The 26,702-nt window shown below is 39.9% G+C and carries 24 protein-coding genes; 20 read left to right on the forward strand and 4 right to left on the reverse strand.

What is annotated here, in order from left to right:
• Positions 1 to 11 precede the first annotated feature (11 nt).
• Positions 12 to 1,286: a UDP-N-acetylglucosamine 1-carboxyvinyltransferase gene (gene murA / locus AC6UD1_RS05265; protein ID WP_500693988.1), complete on the forward strand. Its 1,275-nt coding sequence runs from the start codon at positions 12 to 14 to the stop codon at positions 1,284 to 1,286.
• Between the two features lie 110 nt (positions 1,287 to 1,396).
• Positions 1,397 to 1,648 carry a type B 50S ribosomal protein L31 gene (locus AC6UD1_RS05270; RefSeq protein WP_500693987.1) on the forward strand — a complete coding sequence of 84 codons (252 nt, stop codon included), beginning with the start codon at positions 1,397 to 1,399 and terminating at the stop codon, positions 1,646 to 1,648.
• Positions 1,649 to 1,697: 49 nt separating this feature from the next.
• Here AC6UD1_RS05270 and AC6UD1_RS05275 read toward each other — a convergent pair whose 3' ends face one another.
• Both AC6UD1_RS05275 and AC6UD1_RS05280 read right to left on the reverse strand, forming a co-directional pair.
• Positions 1,698 to 2,933, reverse strand: coding sequence for a multidrug efflux MFS transporter (locus AC6UD1_RS05275; RefSeq protein ID WP_500699646.1), 1,236 nt, complete (start codon positions 2,931 to 2,933; stop codon positions 1,698 to 1,700).
• Positions 2,920 to 3,429, reverse strand: coding sequence for a low molecular weight protein-tyrosine-phosphatase (locus AC6UD1_RS05280; RefSeq protein ID WP_500696918.1), 510 nt, complete (start codon positions 3,427 to 3,429; stop codon positions 2,920 to 2,922). The genes AC6UD1_RS05275 and AC6UD1_RS05280 overlap by 14 nt, the downstream gene beginning before the upstream one ends.
• A gap of 172 nt (positions 3,430 to 3,601) precedes the next feature.
• On the opposite strand from AC6UD1_RS05280, the gene AC6UD1_RS05285 reads away from it, so the two are divergent.
• The 6 genes from AC6UD1_RS05285 (at position 3,602) to AC6UD1_RS05310 (ending at position 9,447) form a co-directional block, all read left to right on the forward strand.
• A complete protein-coding gene (locus AC6UD1_RS05285) occupies positions 3,602 to 4,390 on the forward strand; it encodes a hypothetical protein (RefSeq protein WP_500701207.1) in 789 nt (262 codons plus the stop codon).
• An 80-nt stretch (positions 4,391 to 4,470) separates the two neighbouring features.
• Positions 4,471 to 5,847, forward strand: coding sequence for a UDP-N-acetylmuramoyl-tripeptide--D-alanyl-D-alanine ligase (locus AC6UD1_RS05290; RefSeq protein ID WP_500707466.1), 1,377 nt, complete (start codon positions 4,471 to 4,473; stop codon positions 5,845 to 5,847).
• A gap of 169 nt (positions 5,848 to 6,016) precedes the next feature.
• Complete coding sequence (gene cshA / locus AC6UD1_RS05295; RefSeq protein WP_500695764.1) at positions 6,017 to 7,507, forward strand: degradosome RNA helicase CshA; 1,491 nt, start codon at positions 6,017 to 6,019, stop codon at positions 7,505 to 7,507.
• Positions 7,508 to 7,619: 112 nt separating this feature from the next.
• Entirely contained in the window at positions 7,620 to 8,762 is a 1,143-nt protein-coding gene (gene alr, locus AC6UD1_RS05300) for an alanine racemase (protein ID WP_500693981.1), read from the forward strand.
• Between the two features lie 23 nt (positions 8,763 to 8,785).
• On the forward strand, positions 8,786 to 9,049 hold the full coding sequence (locus tag AC6UD1_RS05305) for a hypothetical protein (protein WP_500693980.1): 264 nt from the start codon (positions 8,786 to 8,788) through the stop codon (positions 9,047 to 9,049).
• 26 nt (positions 9,050 to 9,075) lie between these two features.
• Positions 9,076 to 9,447 carry a type II toxin-antitoxin system PemK/MazF family toxin gene (locus AC6UD1_RS05310; RefSeq protein ID WP_010022835.1) on the forward strand — a complete coding sequence of 124 codons (372 nt, stop codon included), beginning with the start codon at positions 9,076 to 9,078 and terminating at the stop codon, positions 9,445 to 9,447.
• Positions 9,448 to 9,501: 54 nt separating this feature from the next.
• Here AC6UD1_RS05310 and cbpA read toward each other — a convergent pair whose 3' ends face one another.
• Both cbpA and AC6UD1_RS05320 read right to left on the reverse strand, forming a co-directional pair.
• A complete protein-coding gene (cbpA, locus tag AC6UD1_RS05315; RefSeq protein WP_500693979.1) occupies positions 9,502 to 10,173 on the reverse strand; it encodes a cyclic di-AMP binding protein CbpA in 672 nt (223 codons plus the stop codon).
• A 102-nt stretch (positions 10,174 to 10,275) separates the two neighbouring features.
• On the reverse strand, positions 10,276 to 11,229 hold the full coding sequence (locus AC6UD1_RS05320; RefSeq protein ID WP_500693978.1) for an L-lactate dehydrogenase: 954 nt from the start codon (positions 11,227 to 11,229) through the stop codon (positions 10,276 to 10,278).
• 204 nt (positions 11,230 to 11,433) lie between these two features.
• Between AC6UD1_RS05320 and pth the strand changes: the two genes are divergently transcribed.
• The 12 genes from pth to lysS all read left to right on the forward strand — a co-directional run bounded on the left by pth (position 11,434) and on the right by lysS (position 26,209).
• Complete coding sequence (gene pth, locus AC6UD1_RS05325; RefSeq protein ID WP_500696915.1) at positions 11,434 to 11,991, forward strand: aminoacyl-tRNA hydrolase; 558 nt, start codon at positions 11,434 to 11,436, stop codon at positions 11,989 to 11,991.
• A gap of 32 nt (positions 11,992 to 12,023) precedes the next feature.
• Entirely contained in the window at positions 12,024 to 15,563 is a 3,540-nt protein-coding gene (mfd, locus tag AC6UD1_RS05330) for a transcription-repair coupling factor (RefSeq protein WP_500707467.1), read from the forward strand.
• Positions 15,544 to 17,115, forward strand: coding sequence for a putative polysaccharide biosynthesis protein (locus AC6UD1_RS05335; RefSeq protein ID WP_500707468.1), 1,572 nt, complete (start codon positions 15,544 to 15,546; stop codon positions 17,113 to 17,115). The genes mfd and AC6UD1_RS05335 overlap by 20 nt, the downstream gene beginning before the upstream one ends.
• Entirely contained in the window at positions 17,112 to 17,399 is a 288-nt protein-coding gene (locus tag AC6UD1_RS05340; RefSeq protein ID WP_500707469.1) for an RNA-binding S4 domain-containing protein, read from the forward strand. Before AC6UD1_RS05335 ends, AC6UD1_RS05340 begins: the two co-directional genes overlap by 4 nt.
• Positions 17,400 to 17,474: 75 nt before the next feature.
• The gene (locus AC6UD1_RS05345; RefSeq protein ID WP_500699654.1) at positions 17,475 to 17,858 is read left to right on the forward strand and encodes an FtsB family cell division protein; all 384 of its coding nucleotides are present in this window, start codon (positions 17,475 to 17,477) and stop codon (positions 17,856 to 17,858) included.
• An 89-nt stretch (positions 17,859 to 17,947) separates the two neighbouring features.
• A complete protein-coding gene (locus AC6UD1_RS05350; protein WP_500693972.1) occupies positions 17,948 to 18,430 on the forward strand; it encodes a S1 domain-containing RNA-binding protein in 483 nt (160 codons plus the stop codon).
• 50 nt (positions 18,431 to 18,480) lie between these two features.
• Positions 18,481 to 19,863 (forward strand): tRNA lysidine(34) synthetase TilS, encoded by a 1,383-nt coding sequence (gene tilS, locus AC6UD1_RS05355; protein WP_500707470.1) that lies wholly within the window; start codon positions 18,481 to 18,483, stop codon positions 19,861 to 19,863.
• Positions 19,856 to 20,395, forward strand: coding sequence for a hypoxanthine phosphoribosyltransferase (hpt, locus tag AC6UD1_RS05360; RefSeq protein ID WP_500707471.1), 540 nt, complete (start codon positions 19,856 to 19,858; stop codon positions 20,393 to 20,395). The genes tilS and hpt overlap by 8 nt, the downstream gene beginning before the upstream one ends.
• A 75-nt stretch (positions 20,396 to 20,470) precedes the next feature.
• The gene (gene ftsH / locus AC6UD1_RS05365; RefSeq protein ID WP_500693969.1) at positions 20,471 to 22,579 is read left to right on the forward strand and encodes an ATP-dependent zinc metalloprotease FtsH; all 2,109 of its coding nucleotides are present in this window, start codon (positions 20,471 to 20,473) and stop codon (positions 22,577 to 22,579) included.
• Between the two features lie 58 nt (positions 22,580 to 22,637).
• Positions 22,638 to 23,531: an Hsp33 family molecular chaperone HslO gene (gene hslO, locus AC6UD1_RS05370; RefSeq protein ID WP_500707472.1), complete on the forward strand. Its 894-nt coding sequence runs from the start codon at positions 22,638 to 22,640 to the stop codon at positions 23,529 to 23,531.
• Positions 23,532 to 23,624: 93 nt separating this feature from the next.
• Positions 23,625 to 24,623, forward strand: a complete 999-nt coding sequence (gene dusB / locus AC6UD1_RS05375) for a tRNA dihydrouridine synthase DusB (protein WP_500707473.1) — start codon at positions 23,625 to 23,627, stop codon at positions 24,621 to 24,623.
• A gap of 56 nt (positions 24,624 to 24,679) precedes the next feature.
• Complete coding sequence (gene lysS / locus AC6UD1_RS05380) at positions 24,680 to 26,209, forward strand: lysine--tRNA ligase (protein WP_500707474.1); 1,530 nt, start codon at positions 24,680 to 24,682, stop codon at positions 26,207 to 26,209.
• Positions 26,210 to 26,702 lie beyond the last annotated feature (493 nt).

Below are 26,702 nucleotides of genomic sequence, written 5' to 3' on the forward strand. Positions count from 1 at the left end.
GATTACCAATTATGACGATACTAAAAATATCAGGAGGACATCCTCTATATGGCGACGTTACCGTTGGCGGAGCTAAGAATAGTACGGTCGCTTTGATACCGGCCGCTATTTTGGCGGATAGTCCAGTGGAACTTGACATGGTTCCCGATATCCTGGATGTGCATAATCTCATGCTAATCCTCCAGTCGATGAACGTAACATCTGATTTTTCAGATGGTGTCTTAAACATTGATCCAACTAATATACTTGAGGGTGAGTTGCCCGGTAAAGCAATTAAAAGTCTACGTGCTTCCTATTATTTTATGGGAGCGCTTCTTGGCAAGTTTCATCGTGCCACGATTAGTTTCCCTGGTGGAGACAATATTGGACCACGGCCAATTGACCAGCACATTCGCGCCTTTAAGGCCTTGGGTGCAGAAGTCAATGAAAGTGATGATTCGGTCGATATTAATGCAACGGAAAATGGACTTCATGGGGCTTCAATTTTCTTTGACATGGTCTCGGTTGGAGCGACGATCAACACGATTCTAGCAGCGGTAAAGGCTGATGGGGTTACTACCATTAGTAATGCCGCTAAAGAACCGGAAATCATTGATATTGCATCGTTTTTGAATAGTATGGGAGCTAAGATCAGAGGAGCTGGGACCGACGTCATCAGGATTCAAGGCGTTGATCATCTCCAGGCCAAGGCGACGCATACGATTATCCCTGATCGAATTGAAGCGGGGACATACTTGACGTTAGCCGCCGCTGTTGGGAAGGGAATTAACGTTAAGAACGTAATTCCTGAGCATTTACAAGCCTACACAGCTAAGTTGATTGAAGCCGGCGTTCAATTAGAAGTTGGCGAAGACAGTATTTATGTTCCAAAGACTGGGAAATTAAATGGTATCGAGATTAAAACGGCACCATTTCCAGGATTTGCAACGGATTTACAACAACCAATTACCCCCATGCTGTTTAAAGCAGACGAGGATAGTGTGATTCACGATACGATTTATCCGGAACGTCAGAATCACATTGCCCAGCTCCAGAAGATGGGGGCTAATATCAAGGTCAATCCAACTGATAATTCAATTATTATCAGTAAGAGTGAGAACCTCCATGGGACAACCGTTCAAGCCGGAGAGATCCGCGCTGGGGCATCCTTGGTCATTGCTGGGCTGATGGCTAGTGGTAAGACCGTCATTGAAAATGCGGACAATATTTTACGCGGATATGATAATATTACTAATAAATTAACCAATCTACACGCTAACGTCCAGATGATTGACCAGGACGACTAACGCCTGGGTCCTATTGCGTACGTCAAAAAATAATGTTAAGCTATTATGGTTGATGTTATATTCGATAATCAATCTCTGAACTGTGTTTAGGGCAAAAGGAGCGAAATATTATGAAAAAAGGAATTCATCCAGATTTTCATCAAGTTGTTTTTCAAGATTCAAGTACTGGATTTAAGTTCATTACTGGTTCAACTGCAACCTCTGATGAAACCGTCAAAATGGACGACGGCAACACTTACCCATTAATCCGAGTTGAAATTTCATCTGATTCACATCCATTCTACACTGGTAAGCAAAAGTTCAACCAAGCAGATGGTGCGGTCGATCGTTTCAACAAGAAATATGGTCTTGCCGACAAATAATAATAAATAAAAAGAGCCAACTTTTAGTTGGCTCTTTTTTTGTCTAAATTTAGTTTACGGTCTTCTGTTCGTTTCTGGTTTCGTTTAATACTAACAAGAAGTTAATGAAGACAAGGATCGCGGTTGAAATGAACACACTTGAGTAATCAAACAAAGAAGAAACAATGGAGCCGATGATGGGTCCGATACAGTTTCCAGCTGCTTGCATGGACTGGTTCCAGCTAAAAATCCGACCAGTAACGTTAGATGGGGTGTTTTTAGCCAAAATGGTTTGAACGGCAGGTAACATACAGGCGTTGGAGATTCCAATTAGGAATCTGAGTCCCATTAATTCCCAGACGTTGGTTACAAACGCCATGGGGATGTAGACCAAGATGGCAAAGATGAAACCGCCTAGCATAATCTTGGAGGTCCCGATTCGATCGCCTAATGCTCCCAGTTTGGGGGCGGCAAAAAGCGTGGCAATCCCCGGAACTGCGGCAACAATTCCACTGTAGAAGGTGACTTGAGGACTATTGTGCATGATTTCTTTGACGTACAGTGACAGAATGGGTGAAATGGAGAAATTAGAGGCTTGAATAATCAGGGTGGTCAAGAACATTCCAAAAATCAGTTTGACGTTTGAAAGTTCGAAAATAACCTGTTTGGTAGATAGGTTATCTTCTTTTGCAACCGGTTTAAAGTGTTCTTTAACGAAAAATAGCGTGACAAAAAAGACGGAAATGAGTAAACCACCAGTAATGAAGAAGGTAAGACGATAACTAAAGACAGAAGCTAAGATTCCGCCAATGAAGGGACCAAAAAGGGTTCCTGAGACGTTGCCGGTGGTTAAAATTCCAAGGGCTTTCCCACTTTCTCGCTTTGGTACCTGAGTCGCAAGTAAGGCGTTGGCATTGCTCATGTATCCAGAGAAGATTCCTTGAATAAATCGAAGGGCAATTAACTGCCAAACAGCAGTAACAAAGCCCATCAATATTAGACAGATTGCCATTCCAAGTGATGCTCGTAAAAGCATCACTTTTCGTCCGTATCTGTCAGCCAAAGATCCCCAAATGGGAGAGACGACGGCGGTAACAATGAAAGAGGCTGAGAAAGCAAGCCCACTATAGATACTTAGTTGACTAGAATTATAGTGGCCTAGGGTAGCGATGAACAAGGAGAGAAAAGGCATGACTTCACTAAAACCTAATCCATTCATGAACATCCCAAACCATAGTGCTACTAGGTTTTTGTGCCATATTTCTGAAGGAACCGGATCAGAGATTGGGGCTTTATTCTGATTCAAATGATTCGCTTCCTTCCTGTTTGCTGTTATGATGTTCTTGCATGTACTTTAGCCACAAGGGCAAAGATTGATCCAGCATTTGATAGGTATCCTCAAATCGATGGGTATACCAAGGATCAACGATGTTGACTCCCTTTTTACCGGGAACAATGTCCATGCATAAATGAAGCTTATTCCATTGACTTTTGGGGATCATCTTTTTAAGATCACTGATATTGTAGTCATCCATGGTAATAATGTAATCAGCATGATCGATGTCGTAAGCGGTGATTGGGTGGGATTGTTTCCCACTATAATCTAAGTGATGAGCGTCCATGGTTTTTTGAGCACCAGGATGAGGACGACTACCCGCTTCATCGTTTTCGGTGGCAGCTGAACTTACTGAATAATGATTTGAAAGTCCTTTATTTATAAGCATTTTTTTAAACATTGCTTCTGCCATGGGAGATCGACATATGTTCCCCAAGCAGACAAATAAAACGTTAGTTTTTTTCATAATCCACACTCCCGAAATTTAAATCGTTATTACTATATTAACAGTAATTGAACTTCATATATATAAAAATGAATGCTAATTATAACGTAAGAAAATGACGTGAGTTGGAAAAATGGTTATTAAAATCTTATTTTATGGTGAAAGGGGTAATAAGGATTGGAGCAAGACAAATATGTTAATTAACACAGTGTATTTTCAGGTTAATCCAGTTAAGAATTTTGCCTACAGTTGGGGAATTCTTCCGTTGGATTTTTTAAACGGAATTAAGAACGATCCCCAAAATATTATTTTATTAAATGATGATTATCGTTACGCAAATGATTTCAATATGTCCACTAAATTTGATTTAATTACCGGTCAAAATGAAATTAGAGAGTACATGATTAACAATAAAATTAGTACCAAGAAATGGGTTGATTTTAGAAACCGGGAGGATCTGGATTCTTTAAATGAGGATGAAATCGCAGATTTATTGTACTTGAGTCACATGGGTATCCCACTCAATCAAACGAGTCCATTTTCGGTTAAATTGAAGAATCAATTTGTGTTTTTGGGTGAATCCACTGGCTTTACAAAGGTATACATGCGTCATTTTAGTGCCATTAATCAAATTTTAGCTGTCTGCATTAAACGGCATCTAAAAAAGCAGTGGAACAGTAGACGAATGTTCGTAAAGTCAGTGCCGTTTAGGGATATCGACGAACGTACCATGACCAAGTTGTTAAAACTGGGAATTACGGGAGTTATTATTCCGTGTGATATGATAGTTATGAAGAGACCAAAGCTTGAGATTCCCTTAATGAGACACAAAAAACGATCTCCAAAGGTAATTTGGAACTCTTATGACCAGTTGAAAAGTGGAGCCTTTAAAGTTGGTCAAATTACTTATGATATTTCCACTAAAACGTGGGAACTTCAAAGAGACGTTGATGATGAGGGAGAATTAAACGATTTGGTTTAAACCAGCTGAGTCGCTTTTTTATTGATTTTTTTCTGATATACTTTAAATGCATTTACATCGAATTAAGAGGAGTTTTTGTTATGAAAATGAACCTTTTAGAGGTTGCAAAATCCGTTAATGGTGACTTGAATTCAAAAAAATACGAAAACGTTGAAATAACGGGAGTTTCGTTTGATAGTCGGAAATTAAAACCGCATGATCTTTTTGTTCCACTCACTGGGAATCATGATGGGCACGATTTCATTGCTAGTGCCATCAAAAACGGGGCTAACGCAACGTTTTGGAGTCAAAGTCGAATTAGTGATGTTCCGAAGGATTTTCCGGTTATTTTAGTCGATGACACACTAAAGGCCCTACAGGATCTCAGTCGACACTATTTAAATAAGATTAACCCTAAAGTGGTGGCAATTACCGGAAGTAATGGCAAGACCACTACTAAAGACATGATTGCTTCAATTCTTGCCACTCAGTTTAATGTTACTAAGACGCACGCTAACTTTAATAATGAGATTGGAGTCCCGATTACGATCCTTTCCATGGAATCTAACACAGAATATTTGGTGGTAGAGATGGGGATGGATCGACCCGGCCAACTTGACTTTTTAAGTAAGCTAGTTAAGCCTGACATCGCCGTCATTACCATGATTGGGGAAGCTCACATTGAGTTTTTCGGAACCCGTGCTAAGATTGCGGATGCCAAAATGGAGATTACCCATGGACTTAGGCCAGATGGGGTGTTTGTCTATGACGGTGACGAACCCTTATTAAACGAACGGGCTAAATCACTTGACGTTGAAAAGTTGACCTTTGGAAGAAAAGACACTAACGATATTTACCCAAAGGATGTCTATGACGGCGACCACGAAACGACGTTTAAGACCAATCGGTTTGGAAACATGAAATTCACCATTCCGCTAATTGGTGACTATAACGTCAACAATGCACTTGCTTCCATTGAAGTTGGTGAACTAGCGGAAATCCTGCCGGCCAACATGAAATCAGCACTAGACCATGCCAGTTTTACTAATAATCGAACTGAATGGGTTAAGGGTCAAAATGGTGAAATGATTTTAAGTGACGTATATAATTCGAACCCATCAGCTCTAAAAGCCGTTTTAAAGGCGTTTCAATCCACTCATTTACAAGGGAAGCGAGTTGCAGTTCTAGGTGACATGCTGGAACTTGGTGATAAGGGAGTGGAGATGCATGAGGATATTTCTGATGCAATCGATCCGCAATTGATTAACCAGGTTTACCTAGTTGGACCACTTATGAAGTCTCTATATCAAATGTTGCAAAAAAAATATCCCAATCAAAATGCCCTTCATTATTATCCAGTTGATCAGCTTGATCAATTAGCTAAAAGCCTAGACTCCCAGTTGTCTACTGGGGATGAAGTCTTGTTAAAAGGGAGTCACGGAATTCACTTAGAACGAGTTTTAAAAGCGTTAGAATAGGTTCTTCGGTTTGTGAAATTAGGCCAGATGGTGTAATATGTTTTAGACACGTAATCGCTGAAGAATATAGAAATAAATGTGAATCAGACGATTTGCGCATTATGGAAAACGGATTTTTTCCAAGCAAATCATTGAATTCACAATTGTAGTTTCAATAGGAGGAACACATTTGAAGTTTAAAGATTTAGGACTATCTGATAGTCTATTAAAAGCCGTGGAAAAATCAGGCTTTGACGAACCCACTCCAATTCAGGCTCAGACAATTCCATTATTGTTAAAGGGTCAGGATGTTATTGGACAGGCTCAAACTGGAACTGGAAAAACGGCTGCGTTTGCCCTTCCAATCCTGCAAGAAATCGATCTGAATAATCCAGATGTGCAGGCACTTGTAATTTCACCAACTAGAGAACTTGCCATTCAAACGCAAAAAGAGATGCAACGTCTTGGTGGCGTTGAAGGAGCTCGAGTTCAAGTAGTTTATGGTGGTTCAGATATTCGCCAGCAAATTAGAGATTTGAAGAAGAAGCCACAGATTGTGGTGGGAACTCCAGGACGAATTCTTGATCACATTAATCGTCGCACCTTAAAACTAGGACACGTTAAGTACTTAGTGTTAGATGAAGCCGACGAAATGCTTAACATGGGATTCTTAGATGATATTGAAAGCATCATTAAGAACATTCCAGAAGATCGGCAAACTTTGCTTTTCTCAGCAACCATGCCGGCACCCATCAAACGAGTGGGGGTTCAGTTCATGAGAGATCCAAAGCAGATCACGGTTAAGTCGAAGGAATTAACCACTGACCTAGTTGATCAGTACTACGTTAAGGTTAAAGATAACGAAAAGTTTGATACGATGACCCGTTTGTTTGACGTTCAAACACCCAAGGTTACCATCGTATTTTGTCGAACTAAACGACGAGTCGACGAAGTTTCTAAGGGATTGATTGCGCGTGGTTATCGGGCAGCCGGTCTTCACGGTGATTTAACCCAAAAACGGCGAACTCAGATTATGAACGAATTTAAGAACGACAAGATTAATTATTTAGTGGCTACTGATGTGGCTGCTAGAGGAATTGATGTTTCGGGTGTCACTTACGTTTATAACTTTGATATTCCCCAAGATCCAGAAAGTTATGTCCATCGAATTGGACGAACTGGTCGTGCCGGTCATCATGGTACCTCAGTAACGTTTGTCACTCCAAATGAGATGAGTTATTTAAGGGGAATTGAACGACTTACCAAAGTTAGGATGCTTCCTTTAAAGCCACCTTCAGAAGACGAAGCCCTTGCTGGTCAGTTAAAATTTGCTGAAGATGATATTGAAAAGTTAGTAAAGAAGACGGATACTGCCAAGTTTGAGCGGGTCGCAAAAAAGCTCCTTGAAAAGTATGACAGTGTCGATTTGGTTTCTGCTCTTTTGAATGACATGACAAGAGATCAGGTTAAGGTTCACATTACGGCCGAAAAACCACTTAAAAATCATGGTGGCTTTGGTGGTCATCGTGGTGGCGGTTATCGCGGTAAGAGAAATGACCGGAACAGTCACAAACGCTTTGGCAATCATCGCGGTGGTCACGACTCAAGACGTCGTGATTCACGAGGTCATAATGGTGGTAACCACGGTAAATCAAAGAATTTTGTCATTAAGAATAAGTAGCAAAGAGAGAGCCTTCTTGGTTCTCTTTTTTATTTAGAAAATTAATTTATTAAGTGTTATAATAATTATCAAAGAATAATTAGATAGTACTTTATTCGAGGAAGTATACGTTATGGCAGTGGGAAGAAATCGAAATGCACAACTAGTTATTGATGAAGATGCCATTTTTCATAACATTAGTGAGGAACGAAAACGATTGGATGCCAAGTCGGATCTATTCATGGTCGTCAAGGCTAATGCTTATGGACACGGTGCGGTTCAAGTAGCGAGGATTGCTAAACAAGCAGGAGCTACTGGTTTTTGTGTTGCCATTTTAGACGAAGCAATTCAGCTTCGAGAAGCTGGATTTGTGTCTGAACCCATTCTTGTTTTGGGTCTTTGTGACCTTTCAAATGTTCCATTAATTGCGAAGTACAATGTTTCGGTTACGGTGAGCTCAATTGATTGGATTAAGCAGGCAGCTAATTTAGCTGAGCAACTGAAATTAAAGAACAAGATTAGGGTTCATTTGGCTTTGGATACTGGAATGGGAAGGATCGGACTCCAAACTGTTTCAGAAGTTAGAGATGCAATAGTTGAGTTGAACCGAACTAGCGAGTATATTGACTTTGAGGGAGTATTTACTCATTTTTCTACCGCAGATAGCGCTAATGATGATTATTTTAAGTATCAATTGGATAATTTTAACGAATTGATGACTGCGATTCCCGATAAACCTCGTTATGTTCACGTGGCAAATTCAGCTACTAGTATGTGGCATAAAGCAGCGGGTGGAAACATGGTCCGCTTTGGAGTGGCTGGCTATGGTTTGAATCCATCGGGGGTTGAGATTGCTTCACCATTTAAGTTGAAACCAGCACTGAGCTTTACCAGTGAGTTAGTTTACGTTAAAGAGGTTAATGCTGGTCGTTCAATTGGATACGGTGCAACTTATACATCCAACTCAAAGGAGTGGATTGGAACGGTTCCTGTTGGATATGCAGACGGAGTTCGTCGCTCGATGCAGGGATTTTCACTTCTAGTAGATGGACAGTATTGTCCAATTGTCGGAAGAGTATGTATGGATCAACTGATGGTGAAGTTACCACATCAGTTACCAATTGGAACGAAGGTGACCTTGGTGGGAACTGATCATGGTCATACTATTACTCTCCAAGACGTTGCCGACTATTGTCATACTATTCACTATGAGATTGCATGTGGGTATTCGGATCGATTACCACGGGTGTATAAATCAAGTAATCATTTGAAGTAACTATTTGTAAGGAGGAGTTCTCCATGACATACAAATACACGATTGATGCTATTTGGTCTCAGAAAAATGAAGAATATTTCACCAAACTAGGACTTTCTTTTGACAACCACAAAGTTGCCATGGACTGTGACTCGTTTGATAAAGACCCTCTAATTAATTCTTTAATTTATGGCTACTCAATCATGGCCAATCTAAATTCAATAATTGTTGATGAATATTCTCCATGTGAGGATGAGATTGCAAGACGGCTCTTTGACAATTATGAAGACGAGAAGTCACGGTTGTAAGTTTATTTATGCGGAAGGAATAGTCTATGGAAAACGTTGAAATTAAACGTGGCGATATTTTCTATGCAGACTTATCTCCAGTCGTTGGTTCTGAACAGGGTGGAATGCGACCAGTTTTGGTAGTCCAAAATAACGTTGGAAATCATTATAGTCCCACTGTGATTGTAGCCGCAATTACGGCTCGGATTACTAAGCCAAAGATGCCTACTCACGTGGGTATTACACCTCAGAATGCCGGAATTGAGAAGAGTTCGGTGATTCTGTTAGAACAAATTAGGACGATTGATAAGCAGCGTCTTAAAGATCATGTCACTCATTTAAGTAAAGATATCATGAGAAAAGTTGATGCTGGTCTTAGTTTAAGTCTAGGGCTCAGTCAGAGCACGCACGAAGTCTGATGATACATAAGATACAAAAAAGAACGTGGAATAATTCCACGTTCTTTTTTGTATCTAATTTTCTTCAATTGGAGTTTCTTTTGATTCTTGTTTTAGATCTTCAACTTCCGGAACTTTGAATCCCTTTCGTTCTAGAGCTGCAATGATGCGGTCCAGACGATCCTTAGTCACCTTAGACGGGAGGGTAAACATGGTTCGATAGACCGTTTTACCAGAACGATCAACTGAATCCAAGCTGATCACACTTGAAATGGCGGTATATCTAGTAATAATGTGAGCCATCTCTTCTAAGTCCCCACGTTCACCAGGTGAGACAACTGAAATCACGTAGCTACCAAATTTCACGTTCCATGATTGTGACAAGCTTTCCATCAATTTCGTGTGAGTTAAAATGCCATAAAAATTGTTGAACTCGTCAAGAACGGCAATGTATGGAAGATCCTTAATCGTAAAGAAGACCTTGAAAAAAGCTGAATTCAGGTTAACAAATTTAGTTTCGTTTCTAATCAGGGTCATAACCGAGTCGGACATCTTGCCGCCATCGGCTTCGTGTTTGTAGATGTGCATGCGATAAATGTTACCCTTGAAGGCTTTATGAGTGGCATCTAAAACGGGAATGCAACGAAAATGATTCTTTTCCATTAATTTTAATGCGGTGTCGAGATCAGTGTTTTCATCAACAGTAATCAGGTCACTTTTAGGTTTAACTAAAGATTGCAAAATCATGGCTAAGGCTCCTCACATAAGTAATTTCTAATTAATATTAACACAAAATAACTGGGAGCATAAAAAAACAGACATAAATGTCTGTTCTTTTTAAACTTATTTTTAAAGGTTGATGGTCTTCATACCCTTAGCAATGGTTTCTTTTAAAGTTTTAGCTGAAGCACTCATCTTGTCTTTTTCGTCATCACTTAATGGAACTTCAAGGACTTTGGCAACTCCTGAAGCATTAACAATGGCAGGAGTTCCAATGTAAATATCGGACAAACCGTATTCACCATTCATTGGGGCACCGATTGGTAAAACGGTGTTTTCGTCTCTTAAAATGGCCTTTGAAATTCTCATCAAAGCAGTTCCAACTCCGTAGAAAGTAGCACCCTTCTTGTTAATTATGTCGTAGGCCTTGTTTCTAGTTTCGTCTTCCATTTTCAATAAGTCGTCCTTGCTAACACCATTTTGTTTAGCAAATTCAACCAATGGAACGTTTCCGATTGAAGCTTCATCAATATCAGCAAATTCTGAATCACCGTGTTCACCCATAACGTAAGCATTAACGCTTTGTGGGTTAACGTTTAACTTCTTACCAACGGCAACTTGGAAACGTGAGGTATCAAGTGATGTACCTGAACCAAAGACACGGTTTTTAGGAAAGCCAGAAATCTTTTGGGTTGCGTAGGTTAAAATGTCAACGGGGTTAGCAGCAATTAAGAAGATTCCATCAAAACCAGAATCAACAACTGGCTTAACGATGGTAGTCAAAATCTTCAAGTTTTTGTTAACCAGGTCAAGTCTAGTTTCACCGGGCTTTTGTGGAGCTCCAGCAGTGATCACAACTAAATCAGCGTCTTTACAGTCACTGTAGTCACCAGAGTAGATCTTTTTTGGAGAAGTGAAAGGTTGGGCATCTTCAAGGTCCAATGCGTCTCCTTCAGTTCTGTTTTTGTCGATATCAACAACGACAAATTCTTCGGCGATCCCTTGTTGCATCATTGCGAATGCGTATGATGAACCAACGGCACCATCACCAACTAAAACAACTTTTTCGTGTTTTTCAGCCATAATATTTCTCCCTTTTGAAATTAGTTTGTTCACAAACCGATTATATCATGAACGAATTTATTTATACAGAACCATATTCTTAATGGTACGGGATCAGCTCAAATCGTTAATCTATTATGATACAATAAACATGATTAAGCCGAGTGAGTAATTATTCATTTCGGCCATTTTAGGTTAATTAGAAGTAAATGGGAGACAATAGCAATGAAAATGATTGTGGGATTAGGCAACGTTGGTGCTGAATTTGATGGTACCAGGCATAACACGGGGTTTATGGTGGTTGATAAGTTTGCTGATCAAAACCAGATTGCGATTAATAAACAAAAGATGGATGCCATGTATGGTACGGGAATAGTCAATGGTGAAAAGGTAATGGTAGTCAAACCAACGACGATGATGAATGATTCAGGGCGCGCAGTTCATCCGTTGATGCAATTTTTCAAATTAGATCTTGATGATTTAGTGATTGTTTACGATGACATGGATTTACCAGTGGGACGAATTCGGCTAAGAAACCACGGTTCGGCTGGTGGTCATAATGGAATCAAAAGTATTATTGCTCACCTTGGGACCGATCAGTTTAATCGGATTAAGATTGGGACTAGTCATCCCAAACGTGAAAGTGTTGTGAACTATGTCTTGAGTAAATTTAGTCTGGAACAACGGGCACCGTTTTTAGAAGCGGAGGATCATGCGGTTAAAGCATTAGACGAGTGGGTTTCTGGTACTCCCTTCAGTAAGTTAGAAAATCAGTTTAATTAATTCGTATAATTAATAAAAGAGGAGATGAGTTTTTGAAGCTAGATGAAACGTTAAAAGAAATGCCACAGTATGAAAAAATCAGTTCAAACCTTGCTCCTGATACCAAGCAACTGATCACTGGGACTAGTGGATCCGCTCGTACTCTATTATTAAAACAATTAATTAATGATAAGCAAAAACCTACGATATACGTAACCGATACGATGAACCATGCGGATCAAATTACCGAGTCCTTTAATGAAGTAATGGATTCAGATCAGGTCTTTGAGTTCCCGGCTGAAGAACTCGTCGCGGCAGAGATTGCAACCAGCTCTCCGCAGTATCGAGCTCAAAGAGTGCGGGCCCTAAACGCGCTTGAGTCAGGGAAACCAGTGGTGGTGATTGTTTCAACGGCTGGTCTTAAACGATATCTACCAGAGCCAGCTAGTTTTAATCAAGCCCAATTACACGTCAAGGTTGGAGACGACTTGGACCTTATCAAACTTCAACAACAGTTGGTTCAAATGGGTTACGAGAAGAAGAACATGGTTTCCGCCCCCGGTGAATTTGCTAATCGTGGGTCAATTTTGGATATCTACCCACTTAATTCGGACTATCCAATTCGGATTGATTTTTTTGATACGGAAGTGGATTCCATGCGTTATTTTGATGCTGCTACCCAACGAAGTGTGGCAAATATTGATGAGATTAGTGTGCTACCGGCTTCTGATTTTTTACCCAGCGAAAGCGATCGCAAGCATGGAATCAAGGAACTTTCCAAACGATTGAACCAAACCATCAAAGACGACGGCAGTGACGTTTTAGTTGATAACATTCAACAGGTGATTGACGGGCTCAAAGGCCAATCGATTGACCAAAAATGGAGTGAGTATAGTCAGTTTATTTTTGAAAAGGAAACCTCAATTTTAGATTATTTACCTGAAAATGGAATGGTAGTCTATGATGACTACAGTCGCATAAGGGATGCCAATAAGCAACTTGAAAGTGACGAACAGAACTGGCGTGATTCAGTTGAAGATAATCATGAACTGTTTTCTGACCAGAAACTGTCGCTTAATTTTAGAACGGTTACTAGCAGTGACCATCATGCGACCTTGTTATTTTCTTTGTTTCAAAAGGGACTAGGGCGAATGAAGCTTTCTGACATCATCGACATCAAGGTTCACCCAATGCAGCGTTTTTTTGGACAAATGCCGATGTTTAAAGCAGAAATGCAACGTTATCAAGCTGAGAAACGAACCGTGGTCATTGCCGTTAGTGATGAAAAACGAGTGGAAAAGGTTTCGTCAACGTTGAGTGATTTTGGTGTTGATGCCATTCAATCAACCACTGATAACATTATTAAGGGAAAAACTCAGATTGTTTCAGCTAACCTAAAAAATGGCTTTGATTTGCCGGCCGCTAACCTAGCGCTTGTTTCTGAATCAGATATGTTTAAGCGGGTGAATGAACAAGGGAAAAAGAAACGAGTTAGAAGACAGACCTTTTCTAATGCAGAGCGAATCAAAAGCTATACCGATTTAAAACCCGGTGACTACGTTGTTCACGTTAATCACGGAATTGGACGATACGATGGGATGAAGACCATGGAAGTCGATGGTAGGCATCAGGACTATATGACTTTGACCTATCAAAAGGGTGCCAAGATCTACGTTCCCGTTGACCAACTGAATTTGGTACAAAAATACGTTTCATCTGAGGACAAACATCCAAAGATTAATAAACTTGGTGGAACGGAATGGGCCAAGACCAAACGGTCAGTCGCTTCTAAGGTGGAAGACATTGCTGATGATCTGGTTGACTTGTACGCTAAACGGGAGGCCGAGTCGGGGTATGCCTTTCCGGTTGATGATCAATATCAGGCTGTGTTCGAGCAGGCGTTTCCATACACGGAGACACCCGATCAGCTGCGAAGTACTGATGAAATAAAGAAGGATATGGAAAGTCCTCATCCAATGGACCGTTTACTGGTTGGAGACGTGGGCTACGGAAAGACTGAGGTAGCCTTGAGAGCGGCCTTTAAAGCCGTTGAAGCCGGGAAACAGGTGGCTTTTCTAGTGCCGACAACGGTACTAGCTCAACAACATTATGAGACCATGGTTGAACGATTTAATGGTTTTCCGGTTAAAATCGGAGTTCTCTCGCGTTTTGACACGCCCAAACAGACCCGCCAAACCATTCAAGACCTAAGGGACGGAAAAATTGATATCGTGGTTGGCACCCACCGTTTGCTGTCTAAAGACGTGAAGTTCAATGACTTAGGTCTTTTAATCGTCGATGAGGAACAACGATTTGGGGTTAAACACAAAGAAAAAATCAAGGAATTGAGGTCGGATGTTGACGTGTTGACGCTAACTGCCACACCAATTCCACGGACTTTAAACATGTCAATGATGGGCGTTCGTGACCTATCAGTCATTGAAACGCCTCCGGCTAATCGCTATCCGATTCAAACCTACGTGATGGAACAAAATGAGGGTTCGATTGTGGACGGAATCAGACGGGAGATGCAACGCGGGGGACAGGTCTTTTATTTGCATAATCGGGTTAAAGATATTGATCAGACGGTCGACAAGTTGCAGACCCTTTTGCCTGATGCGCGGATTGCTTCCATCAACGGCCAGATGTCCGAAAATCAAATGGAAGGGATCCTGTACGACTTTGTTAACGGAGATTATGATGTGTTGGTTACGACGACCATCATCGAAACGGGAGTTGACATTCCTAATGCGAATACCCTGTTCGTTGAGGATGCGGATCGGATGGGACTCTCCCAGCTTTATCAGATTCGGGGAAGAATTGGTCGAAGTAATCGAGTAGGACAAGCTTACTTTATGTACCAGCCAAATAAAGTGTTGACCGAAGTTTCTGAGAATCGACTAGAAGCCATCAAGGATTTCACTGAATTGGGTTCAGGATTTAAGGTGGCTATGCGTGATCTTTCGATTCGTGGGGCTGGAAATGTGCTTGGAAAGCAGCAGCACGGTTTTATTAATTCAGTTGGTTATGATATGTATACTAAGATGTTGTCTGATGCTGTCTCCAAGAAGAAGGGCCAGCATCGCGTGGTTGAAAAGTCTGATTCAAAGGTTGAACTCGGGATTGAAGCTTATCTTCCGGCGACTTACATTGAGGATCAGCAACAAAAGATTGAATTATACAAGCGAATCCGACAGATGGATAGTGAGGAACAATTTACCGAACTGCAAAGTGATTTAATTGATCGGTTTGGTGAATATCCTGATGAAGTAGCTAATCTGCTTGAAATTGACCGCATTAAGATGCTTGCCGATTATGATCTGATTGATAAAATTCGCAAAGATCAAAATAATTTAACCGTTACCATGAGTAAGGTAGGAACCCAAAAATTCACTAGTAAGGAAATTTTGAAAGCCATTGCTGATACGGATTTTCGTTCCTCAGTGAAAGTGGTTAACGGGTGTTTTCAAATTAAGTTAGTTGTTCAACCAACGATGAAAGATGCCGATTGGTTGAAACAGCTTTATCAATTTGTCAAAAGCTTGAGTAAAATAAGATTGGATCAAGAAGAACATGAATCAAAAGACAAGTAAAAAGATTGTTAGTGGAACCTTGATCCTTTCGGTAGCTGCCATTATTTCAAAGGTACTAAGTGCCGTTTATCGGATTCCACTGGAAAATTTTGTTGGAAACGTTGGATTTTACATCTATCAGCAGGTTTATCCTATTTATGGGATTGGGGTTGCGTTTGCCTTGACCGGTCTTCCAGCGTTTGTTTCCAAGATGATTGTGGAACGGGAGACTGAAGGGGAGAAACAAACGTTGTTTTTCCAAATCATGGTGATCTTAATGATCATTTCGGTGATTATTTTTGGTGGATTACAGTTATTTTCATCAGAAATTGCTGCTTTAATGGGAGACTTTGAATTAAAACCCGTAATTCAAGCGGTAAGCTGGATGTTTTTGTTGATGCCCCTCTTAGCGGATGTGAGGGGGTACTTTCAATCTAGCATGCAGATGATTCCAACGGCGACTTCTCAAGTGGTAGAGCAGTTTGTGCGGGTTTCAATGATCATTGTGGTAGCCTATTTAGCAGCCGTCCAGCATTGGAACTTATATAAGATGGGGACGTTAGCAATGTTATCGGCTCCATTAGCAGCGATTTTTTCAGCACTTATCTTGGGATATTATGCACGTGACATACTTGCTCATTTTCACTTTCAAGATTTGAAATTTAACTACCTGAAATTAGCGAAGCAAATCATCTTACAGGGTGGTGTGCTTAGTGTTTTAGCTGCTCTAATGGTGTTAATGCAGTTGGTCGATTCATTTACGGTAAAAAATGGGTTGGTAGTAAGTGGTGTAAGTAATCTAATGGCTCAGACCCAAAAGGGGATTTATGATCGCGCTCAGCCCATTGTTCAACTAGGATTAGTGATTGGGACGGCCATTTCTTCAACCGTCTTGCCGCAGATGGCGTATTATCATCATGCTGGAAAAGAAAGGTCATTTAAGACCCTTGTAAACCACAGTATGCGCATTACACTGGTAGTGACGATGGCAGTTACCTTCGGACTGATTAGTATTATGCCTCAATTAAATCATCTCTTGTTTGGGAGTTATGATTTAGACATCACGCTTTCGGTATACTGTTTGAGTATCCTCTTCGCTACGATGGTGACAGCCCTTAACTCGGTTTTACAGAGTATTGATGACTTTAAAAGTACGGGGACCGCTATTTTGTTAGGTCTAATTTGTAAAATAATAATCACTAAGTGGTGCGTAATTCATTTCGGAATCATTGGTGCTTCATTATCAACTATCATTGCTCTGTTAATCGTGTTATTAGTTAACTGGTATACTAGTCCAAAGCGGGTTCATGAGCACATTTTTAGTTGGAAGTTCCTATTAGAGGTATCATTAATCAGTATGGTAATGGTGATTGTCGTTGTTTTAACTGAATTCGGATTGAACCACGTCCTTGGAGATACCAGTCGACTGGTGGATGTTATTAAATTAATGATTGTTATTCCGATTGGGGCATTCGTGTTTTTAGGAATGTGTCTGAAAGGAAAAGTTTTGACTGCTTCGGAGTTAGCGATGGTTCCAATTATGAAACGGTTTGTAGGAGATAAGCAAAAATGAGAATTGATAAATTTCTAAAAATTTCACGGATTATAAAACGTCGTCCAGTTGCCAAAAAGATTGCCGATCAAGGGCGAGTCTTTGTAAACGGCGAGCCAGCCAAATCATCGAGTAAGGTTTCGGTTGGCGATCAAATTCTGATTAAGTTTGGAAATAAAAATTTAACCGTAGAGGTGCTACAACTGTTAGATACCACCAAAAAGTCTGATTCAGACACGATGTATAAGACCATCAGGGAAACCTATGATCGTGACTATCGGGCTGAAAATGATGAATTAGAATAATTATTGTTGAATTAATATTATATTCTGGCTTTACATGTGGTACTATGTTCATATAAATTCGTGGAGGCATTCCTGATGAACAGAAATAACAACGTTGAATACTTGAATTCTGCTTCAAGGAAAAGTAAAGCAAACCAACATCAAAGAGATAATAAGAAGTTAAGTAAAAGAACCAAGCGACTGGTTGCTCTCGTGGCAATATTTGCCGTGGCTTTTTTGGCGCTCGGGTGGCAAATTGTTAGTGGAATGAATCAAATTCACGGTGTGAATGCCCAAATTACCAGAAAAAAACAGGATTACCAGGTTGAAAAACAAAAAGAAAAGAATCTTAATGAACAAATTAAGCTTTTAAATAACAAGAATTATCTTCAAGAATTGATGCGAGCTAAATATTATTATACAAAACCAGGCGAAACTGTTTACAGTTTCCCACAGAATAGTAAGATTGGTAATGAATAGAGGATTACTAGGATGTAATCTTCTTTTATTTTACTTTAAAGGATTATGTTATAATTAACACAACATTTATTAGGAGGAATGGCTTTTTTATGACAATTAAGGTTGGAGAGAAGGTCACTGGGAAAGTTTCAGGAATTACTAATTTTGGAGCTTTCATTGATCTAGGCGATCATAAGACTGGACTAGTTCATATCAGTGAGGTTTCTGATGGTTACGTAAAAGATATTCATGATATTCTGTCGGTTGGCGATGAAGTGACCGTTAAGGTTTTGAGCATTGGGGATGATGGTAAGATTGGCCTATCAATTCGCAAAGCTTCCGATCATCCAGAAAAAGAATCACATCAACATCATGGTGAACATAATCATGATGAGCATTCACACTACGGGCACTCAAATAACGGGAATCATGGACATCGCAGTGGCCGCGACAATCGTAATGGCCATAAGGGTAAGAATGAAAGCTTTGATGATTTGCTTTCAGACTTCATGAAAGAAAGCGAAAGTCGGATGTCCGTCATTAAGAAAAACACAGAAGGAAAACGCGGCGGTCGTGGTGGTCGTCGTAGTTAATGAACGAATAACTGGGCAGATTGCTCGGCTTTTTTGTTTTGGAGGTTAATTTGAATTTACGTAATCAAATTAATTCGTTGGTTAAGAAGAAACAATGGTGGAAAAAAGACGAAAATGTTGTGATTGGGGTCTCAACTGGAGTTGATTCCATGGCTTTGTTAGATTTACTCCAACACTTAAAAGATTTTAAACCTCATATTATTGTTGCTCATGTTAACCACCATTTACGAAAACAAAGTGAGGTTGAAGAACGGTTTCTGATTGATTACTGTAAGAAACACCACCTTGATTTGCGGGTTGGCAATTGGAATCACGACCAGATTAGGAGTGGGGTGGAGAATCAAGCCCGTAAGTTTCGCTATCATTTTTTTGCGGAAGTCATGAATGATTTTAATGCTTCAGTCTTGTTAACGGCTCATCAAGAAAATGATCAAGCCGAGACCATCCTTATGAAACTCATTCGCAGTGGGAATTTGTTTGAGGTTCAAGGAATTAAAGAGAGTCATCCCTTTAATGGAGGAACGATGGTTCGACCATTACTACAGTTTTCGAAAGAATCCATCCGTTTGTATGCTAAAGAACACTCATTAACGTGGTATGATGATAAAACTAACTTTGAAAATACGGTCCTCCGTAATCGGATTCGTAACCAGATTTTACCAGAATTAATTAAAGAAAATCCTAATGTTATCTCTCATTTTGCTAAGTTTGCTAGTAATTTGCAATCGGAACTCGACGGATCAAGTGGTTTCGCTCAAGCTGATCTTTTGAGACATGACTTAAAGATTAAAAGAGATTACGTAAGTGCCAAGTACGATACAACGTCAATTAATCAACTTTCCATTTTACTTCGCGCATTGTTAAAACAGTTGACGTCAACGGTTACTCTTTCTGATAATCAAATTACTGAAATTTTGACTTTAGTTAAAGATTTTGGAAAACCACAGGGAAAATTGCGAATTTCAAATGCTTATTTTTTTGAAAAAAGTTATAATAAAATCATGTTTTTTAAACAATCTCCTAACAATTACGATGATCACCGTGATGAAAGTTCGTTTGTGGTAGAATTAAACCAGTGGAACCGCAACGTTAATGGATTTAATTTTGGTATTTTTGATGAAAATCATGTTCCAAAGGGAAACTTTTGGCGTCGAAGTCATTTTGATTTGGCGGACTCCCAGTTTCCCTTGTCCAAAAGAGCCTTTAAACCGGATGATACCGTTGAACTCAAGAATGGCGGTCATCAGAGTTTAAGAAGATTGTTAATTAATCAGAAAGTTCCAAGTGCCAAGCGACGTCACGTGCAAGTACTGGTGGACAGTAAGGAGAGTGTGTTGGCCGTCATTGGTTATAAGGAAAGCAAGTGGTTGCCTAAGGGTGCAACTCACGGGTATGAACTTTTAATTACGCGAAAGGATATAACAAATGAATGACGATATTGAGCGGGTCTTATATAGTCAAAAAGACATTGCTTCTGCAGTAAAAAGGCTAGGGAAGCAGTTAAGTAATGATTATCGAGACAAAAAGCCACTAGTGGTTTGTGTGCTGACTGGGGCAGTGTTATTTATGAGCGATATTATTCGCCAGATGGACATATACCTAGATCTTGATTTTGTCGATGTTTCAAGCTATAAGGGTGGGACTGCTTCAACCGGAAAAGTTGAGCTCATCCGTGATCTTGATGGTGATGTTAGTGGCCGCGATATCATTTTTGTTGAAGATATTATTGATACAGGACGCACCCTTCAATTTCTTGAGGATTTGGTTTCAGCTCGAGGAGCTAATTCAATTAAAGTTTGTACCATTTTTGATAAACCTGAGGGAAGAGTTGTCCCTGCCAAGGCAGATTATGTGGGTTTTAACGTTCCAAATGAATTTATTGTCGGTTATGGACTTGATTACAAGGGTTTTTATCGTAACTTACCGTACATTGGAATTTTAAAACCTTCAATTTATTCGGCCTAAACGGTCGTCCATTTAAAGTAAAAGTGATAACATTCTATTTGTTATCTTTTCGAGAAATTAGATTGGGAGGCACAAATGAAAAATAATAAAAATGGGCTTTTTAAGAGTAGCCTATTTTATATCATCATCTTTGTGGTTGTCATGGGTGTGATTATGCTTGTCACTGGTGGTGGCAGCGGATCACAAAGCACTCAAACTCAGGGAATTCGTTCAAGTCAATTTACAAATGATTTGCAGACGAACAAGGTTAAAAACTTCTCTGTTCAACCTTCTGGCGGTGTATATAAAATAACTGGTCAGTACAAGAAGCCCCAAAATGTTAAGCAGAAAAATAACGGAATTCCGCTTAATTTTAGTAATGGAAAACTTACCAAGTCGAGCAACAATACTTACACTAAGGTAAATGGATTCACTACTAGCATTTTAAAGAATGACTCATCGGTTAGTCAGATTACCAAGTTAGCTAATAAGAATAAGGTGCCGATGAGTACTAAAGAAACACAATCGAATAGCTTTTGGTTAAACTTAGCAATATCAGTTCTACCATTATTAATCTTCATTTACTTGTTCTACATTATGATGAAGCAAGCTGGTGGAGCAGGTGGTGGCGCTGGTGGTGTCATGAAAGTCGGAAAGAGCCAGGCTAAACCAGTTAAGAGTAATGTTAAGTTTAGTGACGTTGCTGGTGAAGATGAAGAAAAACAAGAACTGGTCGAAGTTGTTGAATTTTTAAAGGATCCAAAGAAGTTTACTAAGCTGGGTGCCGTTATACCAAAAGGTGTCTTGCTTGAGGGACCTCCGGGTACTGGTAAGACGCTGTTAGCCAAGGCGGTTGCCGGTGAAGCAAACGTTCCATTCTACTCATTATCAGGGTCTGATTTCGTTGAGATGTTCGTTGGGGTTGGTGCGAGTCGTGTTAGAGACTTGTTTGCTCAAGCTAAGAAGAATTCACCGGCCATCATCTTTATTGATGAAATTGATGCCGTTGGACGAAAACGTGGATCCGGAATGGGGGGCGGTCACGATGAACGTGAACAAACCCTTAACCAGTTGTTGGTTGAAATGGATGGTTTTACTGGTAATGAAGGTGTTATTGTCATTGCCGCCACGAACCGTTCTGATGTTTTAGACCCAGCCTTAACTCGTCCAGGTCGTTTTGATCGGAAAATCTTAGTTGGTCAGCCTGATGTTCGTGGACGAGAAGCAATTTTGAAAGTTCATGCCAAAGACAAACCACTTGCTTCTGATGTTGACCTTCATGAAATTGCTAAACAGACTCCCGGATTTGTTGGTGCTGATTTAGCGAACTTGCTAAATGAAGCTGCCTTACTGGCCGCGAGAAATGGTGATAATGAGATTAATGCGGCTGATATGGATGAAGCTGAGGATCGTGTTATTGCTGGACCAGCTAAACGTAATAAGGTTATTAACGAACACGAACGTCAAATTGTGGCTAACCATGAAGCTGGTCATACCATCGTTGGTTTAGTATTAAATGACGCTCGAGTTGTTCATAAGGTTACCATTGTTCCAAGAGGTCGTGCTGGTGGATATGCCATCATGCTGCCTAAGGAAGACCAACAATTGATCTCAAAGAAGAACGCTCAAGAACAATTAGCTGGGTTAATGGGTGGTAGAACTGCTGAAGAAGTCGTTTTCCATTCTGAATCATCTGGTGCTTCAAATGACTTTGAGCAAGCCACTAATCTTGCTCGTGCCATGGTTACTCAATATGGAATGAGTGACAAGATTGGAACCGTGGAACTCGAAAGTCCTAACCAAGATCCATACGCTGCTCCTAAGTACTCACAGGAAACCGCAGCTAAGATTGATGATGAAGTGAAGTACTTTATTGATGAAGCTCATGGTGAAGCTAAGGAGATTATTGAGGGTCATCGTGATCAGCACAAGGCAATTGCGGATGCGTTGCTTAAATACGAGACGTTGGATGAAAAGGAAATTTTGAGTCTCTACAAGACCGGTAAAATGCCTGAACATTCAACTAATAGTGATGAGTACCCTAGTGAAAATGAAACCTTTGAACAAGCTAAGAAAGCCATTGACGCTAAGGAGCACGAGCACGAAAAGAAACTTGAACAAGAAATTGATCATTCTGAAGAAAAACACGATGAAAATCATGATAGTAATTCAGATCACCAAGATTCTGATAATCAAGATCAATAAACGAAAAGAACGTTGGGATCAAAGCCCACGTTCTTTTTTAATCTAAGGAGGGAATAAAATGAATGATAAAAATGATGTATTAGTTAAGGCACTTACTAAAGATGGGATGTTTCGGGTTTACGGCTTAAACGCGACTGGAATTGTCAGTTATGTTCAAAAAATTCATGATACCTGGAGTACATCAACGGCAGCACTTGGAAGAACGATTGCTGCAAGCTTGATGCTGTCGGCCTCAGTGTTAAAGGGAAAAGAAAGCATGACCGTTCGCTTAAATGGACGTGGTCCAGTCGGCGGAATGGTTATTGATGCTGATGCTAAGGGACACATTAAGGGATACATTCAGAATCCTCACGTTAACTTGCCACTCACAAAGGATGGGAAAGTTGATGTTTCTAAGGGTGTAGGAACGAATGGTTTTTTAGAAGTCGTTAAAAATCAGGGAACAAGTGAGCCTTACACTAGTGATGTTCCACTCGCAAGCGGTAAAATTGGTGATGATTTTACCTTTTATTTAGCAAAGTCAGAACAGATTCCATCAGCCGTTGGAGTTTCAGTTGACATTGACGGAAAAAACAACGTCCAAAGTGCCGGGGGATATTTGATTCAAGTCATGCCTGGTGCTTCTGACGAGGCAATTGATAAGTTGGAGCAGACTTTAAAGAATGCGCCCAGTATTTCGTCAATGTTAGAAAAGGATCCTAATCCTGATCACATTTTGGATGAGTTATTTGGCACGGATAATCTGGACGTTATTGATCATATGCCAGTCGAATTTGTCTGCAATTGTTCCAAAGAAAAATTTGCCAAAGACATTGCGGGAATTGGTAAGAAGGATCTGCAGCAATTGATTGATGAAGATCATGGGGCACAGGTTGTATGTAATTTTTGTGGTAAAAAGTATAACTTTTCGGAAGATGAATTGGTTGATTTATTGAATGAGAAGGATAAGTAGTATCAAAGAGCGTGCTGTCATACGGTTCGCTCTTTTTTGTACTGGTATGGTATTATATAAAATGTTTGGAAACAATTTAGATGAGGTGAAAAAATGGAGTGGAAAATTGGAAACGTAACGATTCCAAATCAATTAGTAGTAGCTCCAATGGCTGGAGTTACGAACTCAGCCTTTAGAATCATTTGTAAAAAGTTTGGTGCGGGATTAGTTGTCTGTGAAATGATTTCCGATCGTGGAATTATGTATAACAACAAAAAAACGTTAAGCATGGTTAACGTTGATCCTAATGAACACCCAATGAGTATTCAGATTTTTGGTGGAACCAAAGAAACTTTAGTGGAGGCTGCTAAGTTTATTGATCAGAAGACGGCTGCTGATATTATTGATATCAACATGGGTTGTCCCGTAAATAAGGTCGTTAAGACCGATGCCGGGGCTAAGTGGCTCCTTGATCCTGATAAGGTTTATGAAATGGTGTCATATGTAACTGCTGCCGTTAAAAAGCCAGTAACGGTTAAGATGCGAACTGGTTGGGATGAGGATCATGTTTATGCGGTGCAAAATGCGCTTGCTGCTGAGGCGGCTGGGGCTTCTGCTGTTGCGATGCACGGTCGAACTAGAAAACAAATGTATACCGGTCATGCTAACTGGGAGATTTTAAAAGAAGTTGCCGATGCATTGACGATTCCGTTCATTGGAAATGGTGACGTGACTACTCCACAACAGGCTAAACAAATGATTGATGAAGTAGGTTGTGATGCAGTAATGATGGGCCGTGCCGTTGAAGGAAATCCCTGGGTTTTGAGGCAAACTGAGCACTATCTAGCAACTGGCGAATTAATCCCGGAACCAAGTGTTGAGAAAAAAATCAACACTGCTAAGGAACATTTGCATGGGCTGGTTCGAATTAAGGGTGAATATGTTGGGCCAAGACAATTCAGAGGTCAGGCCGCTTATTACTTGAAAGGAATTTCTCATTCGGCTCGAACCAAAGTAAAGTTAAACAATGCTGAATCTGAAGCAGAGATGGACCAGATCTTCGATGATTTTCTAGAAAAAGATGCGATGAGAAACGCACGGAAAAATGCATAATTACGATGCTTAACTATGTTATTATGAATGTAAGTTACTAGTTTGGGGGATTTGAATTGGCACAAGAGAAGAAAATGAATGACCAATTAAAAGTTCGTAGAGAAAAGATGCAAGAGCTACGAGATGAGGGAATTGATCCTTTTGGTCATGCCTTTAAGCCAACTTATTTGGCAAAAGATTTAGACAAAGAGTTTGATAAGTACGATAAGGAAGAATTAGAACAAAAAGATGTCAAGGCTACGATTGCTGGACGAATGGTAGCTAAACGGGGCAAAGGTAAAGTTGGATTTGCCGATATCCTTGATCGTTCTGGCAAAATCCAGGTTTACGTTCGAAAAGACGTTGTTGGAGAAGAACAGTATCATATCTTTAAGCGTGCTGACATCGGGGACTTTCTTGGCTTTACTGGTGAAGTAATTAAGACAGACATGGGGCAACTAACCGTTCGTGCGACGTCCATTACTTTCCTATCAAAGGCACTTCGTCCACTTCCTGATAAGTATCACGGATTACAAAATAAAGAACAAAAGTATCGTCAGCGATACCTTGATTTAATCTCAAATCGTGATAGTTTTGAGCGTTTCCAGAAGCGGAGTAAAATTATTAAGGCAGTTCGAAACTTCTTGGATAATAAGATGGACTTTACTGAGGTTGAGACCCCAGTATTACACACTACTGCCGGTGGAGCATCCGCTCGTCCATTTATAACTCATCATAATGCTTTAAATATTGATTTATATTTGCGAATTGCACTGGAACTTCATTTGAAGCGTTTGATTGTAGGTGGCATGGGACGTGTCTACGAGATTGGCCGTGTGTTCAGAAATGAAGGGATGGATAAGGAACACAATCCTGAATTTACTGAACTCGAGACCTATGCGGCATACTTTGATTTTCATGATGTAATGGATGAAACCGAAGGAATTTTTAGAGCCGCTGCCAAAGCCGTTAGTGATGATGGTAAGGTTACGTATCAGGGTGAAGAAGTTGATTTGAACCAAGAATTCGATCGAATTCATATGGTTGATGCCGTGAAAAAATATACGGGAGTTGATTTTTGGCCTAAGATGTCGGATGATGACGCTAAGAAGTTGGCTGATAAACACGGTGTGCACTATGAATCATACTGGAAAGTTGGTCATATCATTAATGCTTTCTTTGAACAGTTCGTTCAACCAAAGCTAAAGAAGCCAACGTTTGTCTATGGTCATCCAATTGAAATTTCTCCTTTGGCAAAGAAAAATGCTGATGACCCAAGATTTACGGACCGTTTTGAATTATATATTCTTGGTAATGAATATGCTAATGCTTTTTCTGAATTAAATGATCCAATTGATCAACGTCAACGTTTTGAAGCTCAAGCTAAGGAACGTGAAGAGGGGAATGATGAAGCTCAGGGTATCGATGAAGACTTTATCGAAGCACTTGAGTATGGCATGCCTCCTACAGGTGGATTAGGAATTGGAATTGATCGTTTGGTAATGCTTTTAACTGACGCACCATCCATTCGTGATGTTCTCTTGTTCCCAACTATGAGACCAGAAGATAATTCTGATAATCCACAGGATGAATATAATAAAAAATAGATTTGTTTGATAGAAAAAGAGATGATTTTAATCATCTCTTTTTATTTGTACAAAAATGATTTGAAACATTGTTAGAGTAGCTTTTGTAAAGATTGATCACTTGTCCGATTACGTTCATTTATTAGATGGAAAATAAAAATTGAAAAAAGTTTGACCTTTTTTGACCAAAAGTGTTGACAAAGTAATTGGGCGCATGTATAGTAGTAAATGCTCAGTGAGAGAGGAAAATAGTTTGATGGTAATTAATGAAGTCACTGACTGTGAACAAGATTGATTATCTTAAATATTGCTCTTGCACTGAAATGCAAAATACTGTATTATATTTGATGTTGCAGTGATGTTTTTGCCGATTGCTAACAAATAAATTTAAAATAATTGAGTTTATCTGTTGACATTTAAAACACAACGTAGTATAGTTATACATGTTGCGTTAAGGAAGAATCAAACGGCAACAATCAAGAGTAGATCTTTGAAAACTGAACAAGATTTTGAT

Source organism: Fructilactobacillus sp. X8R1C1 (genome assembly GCF_059900945.1).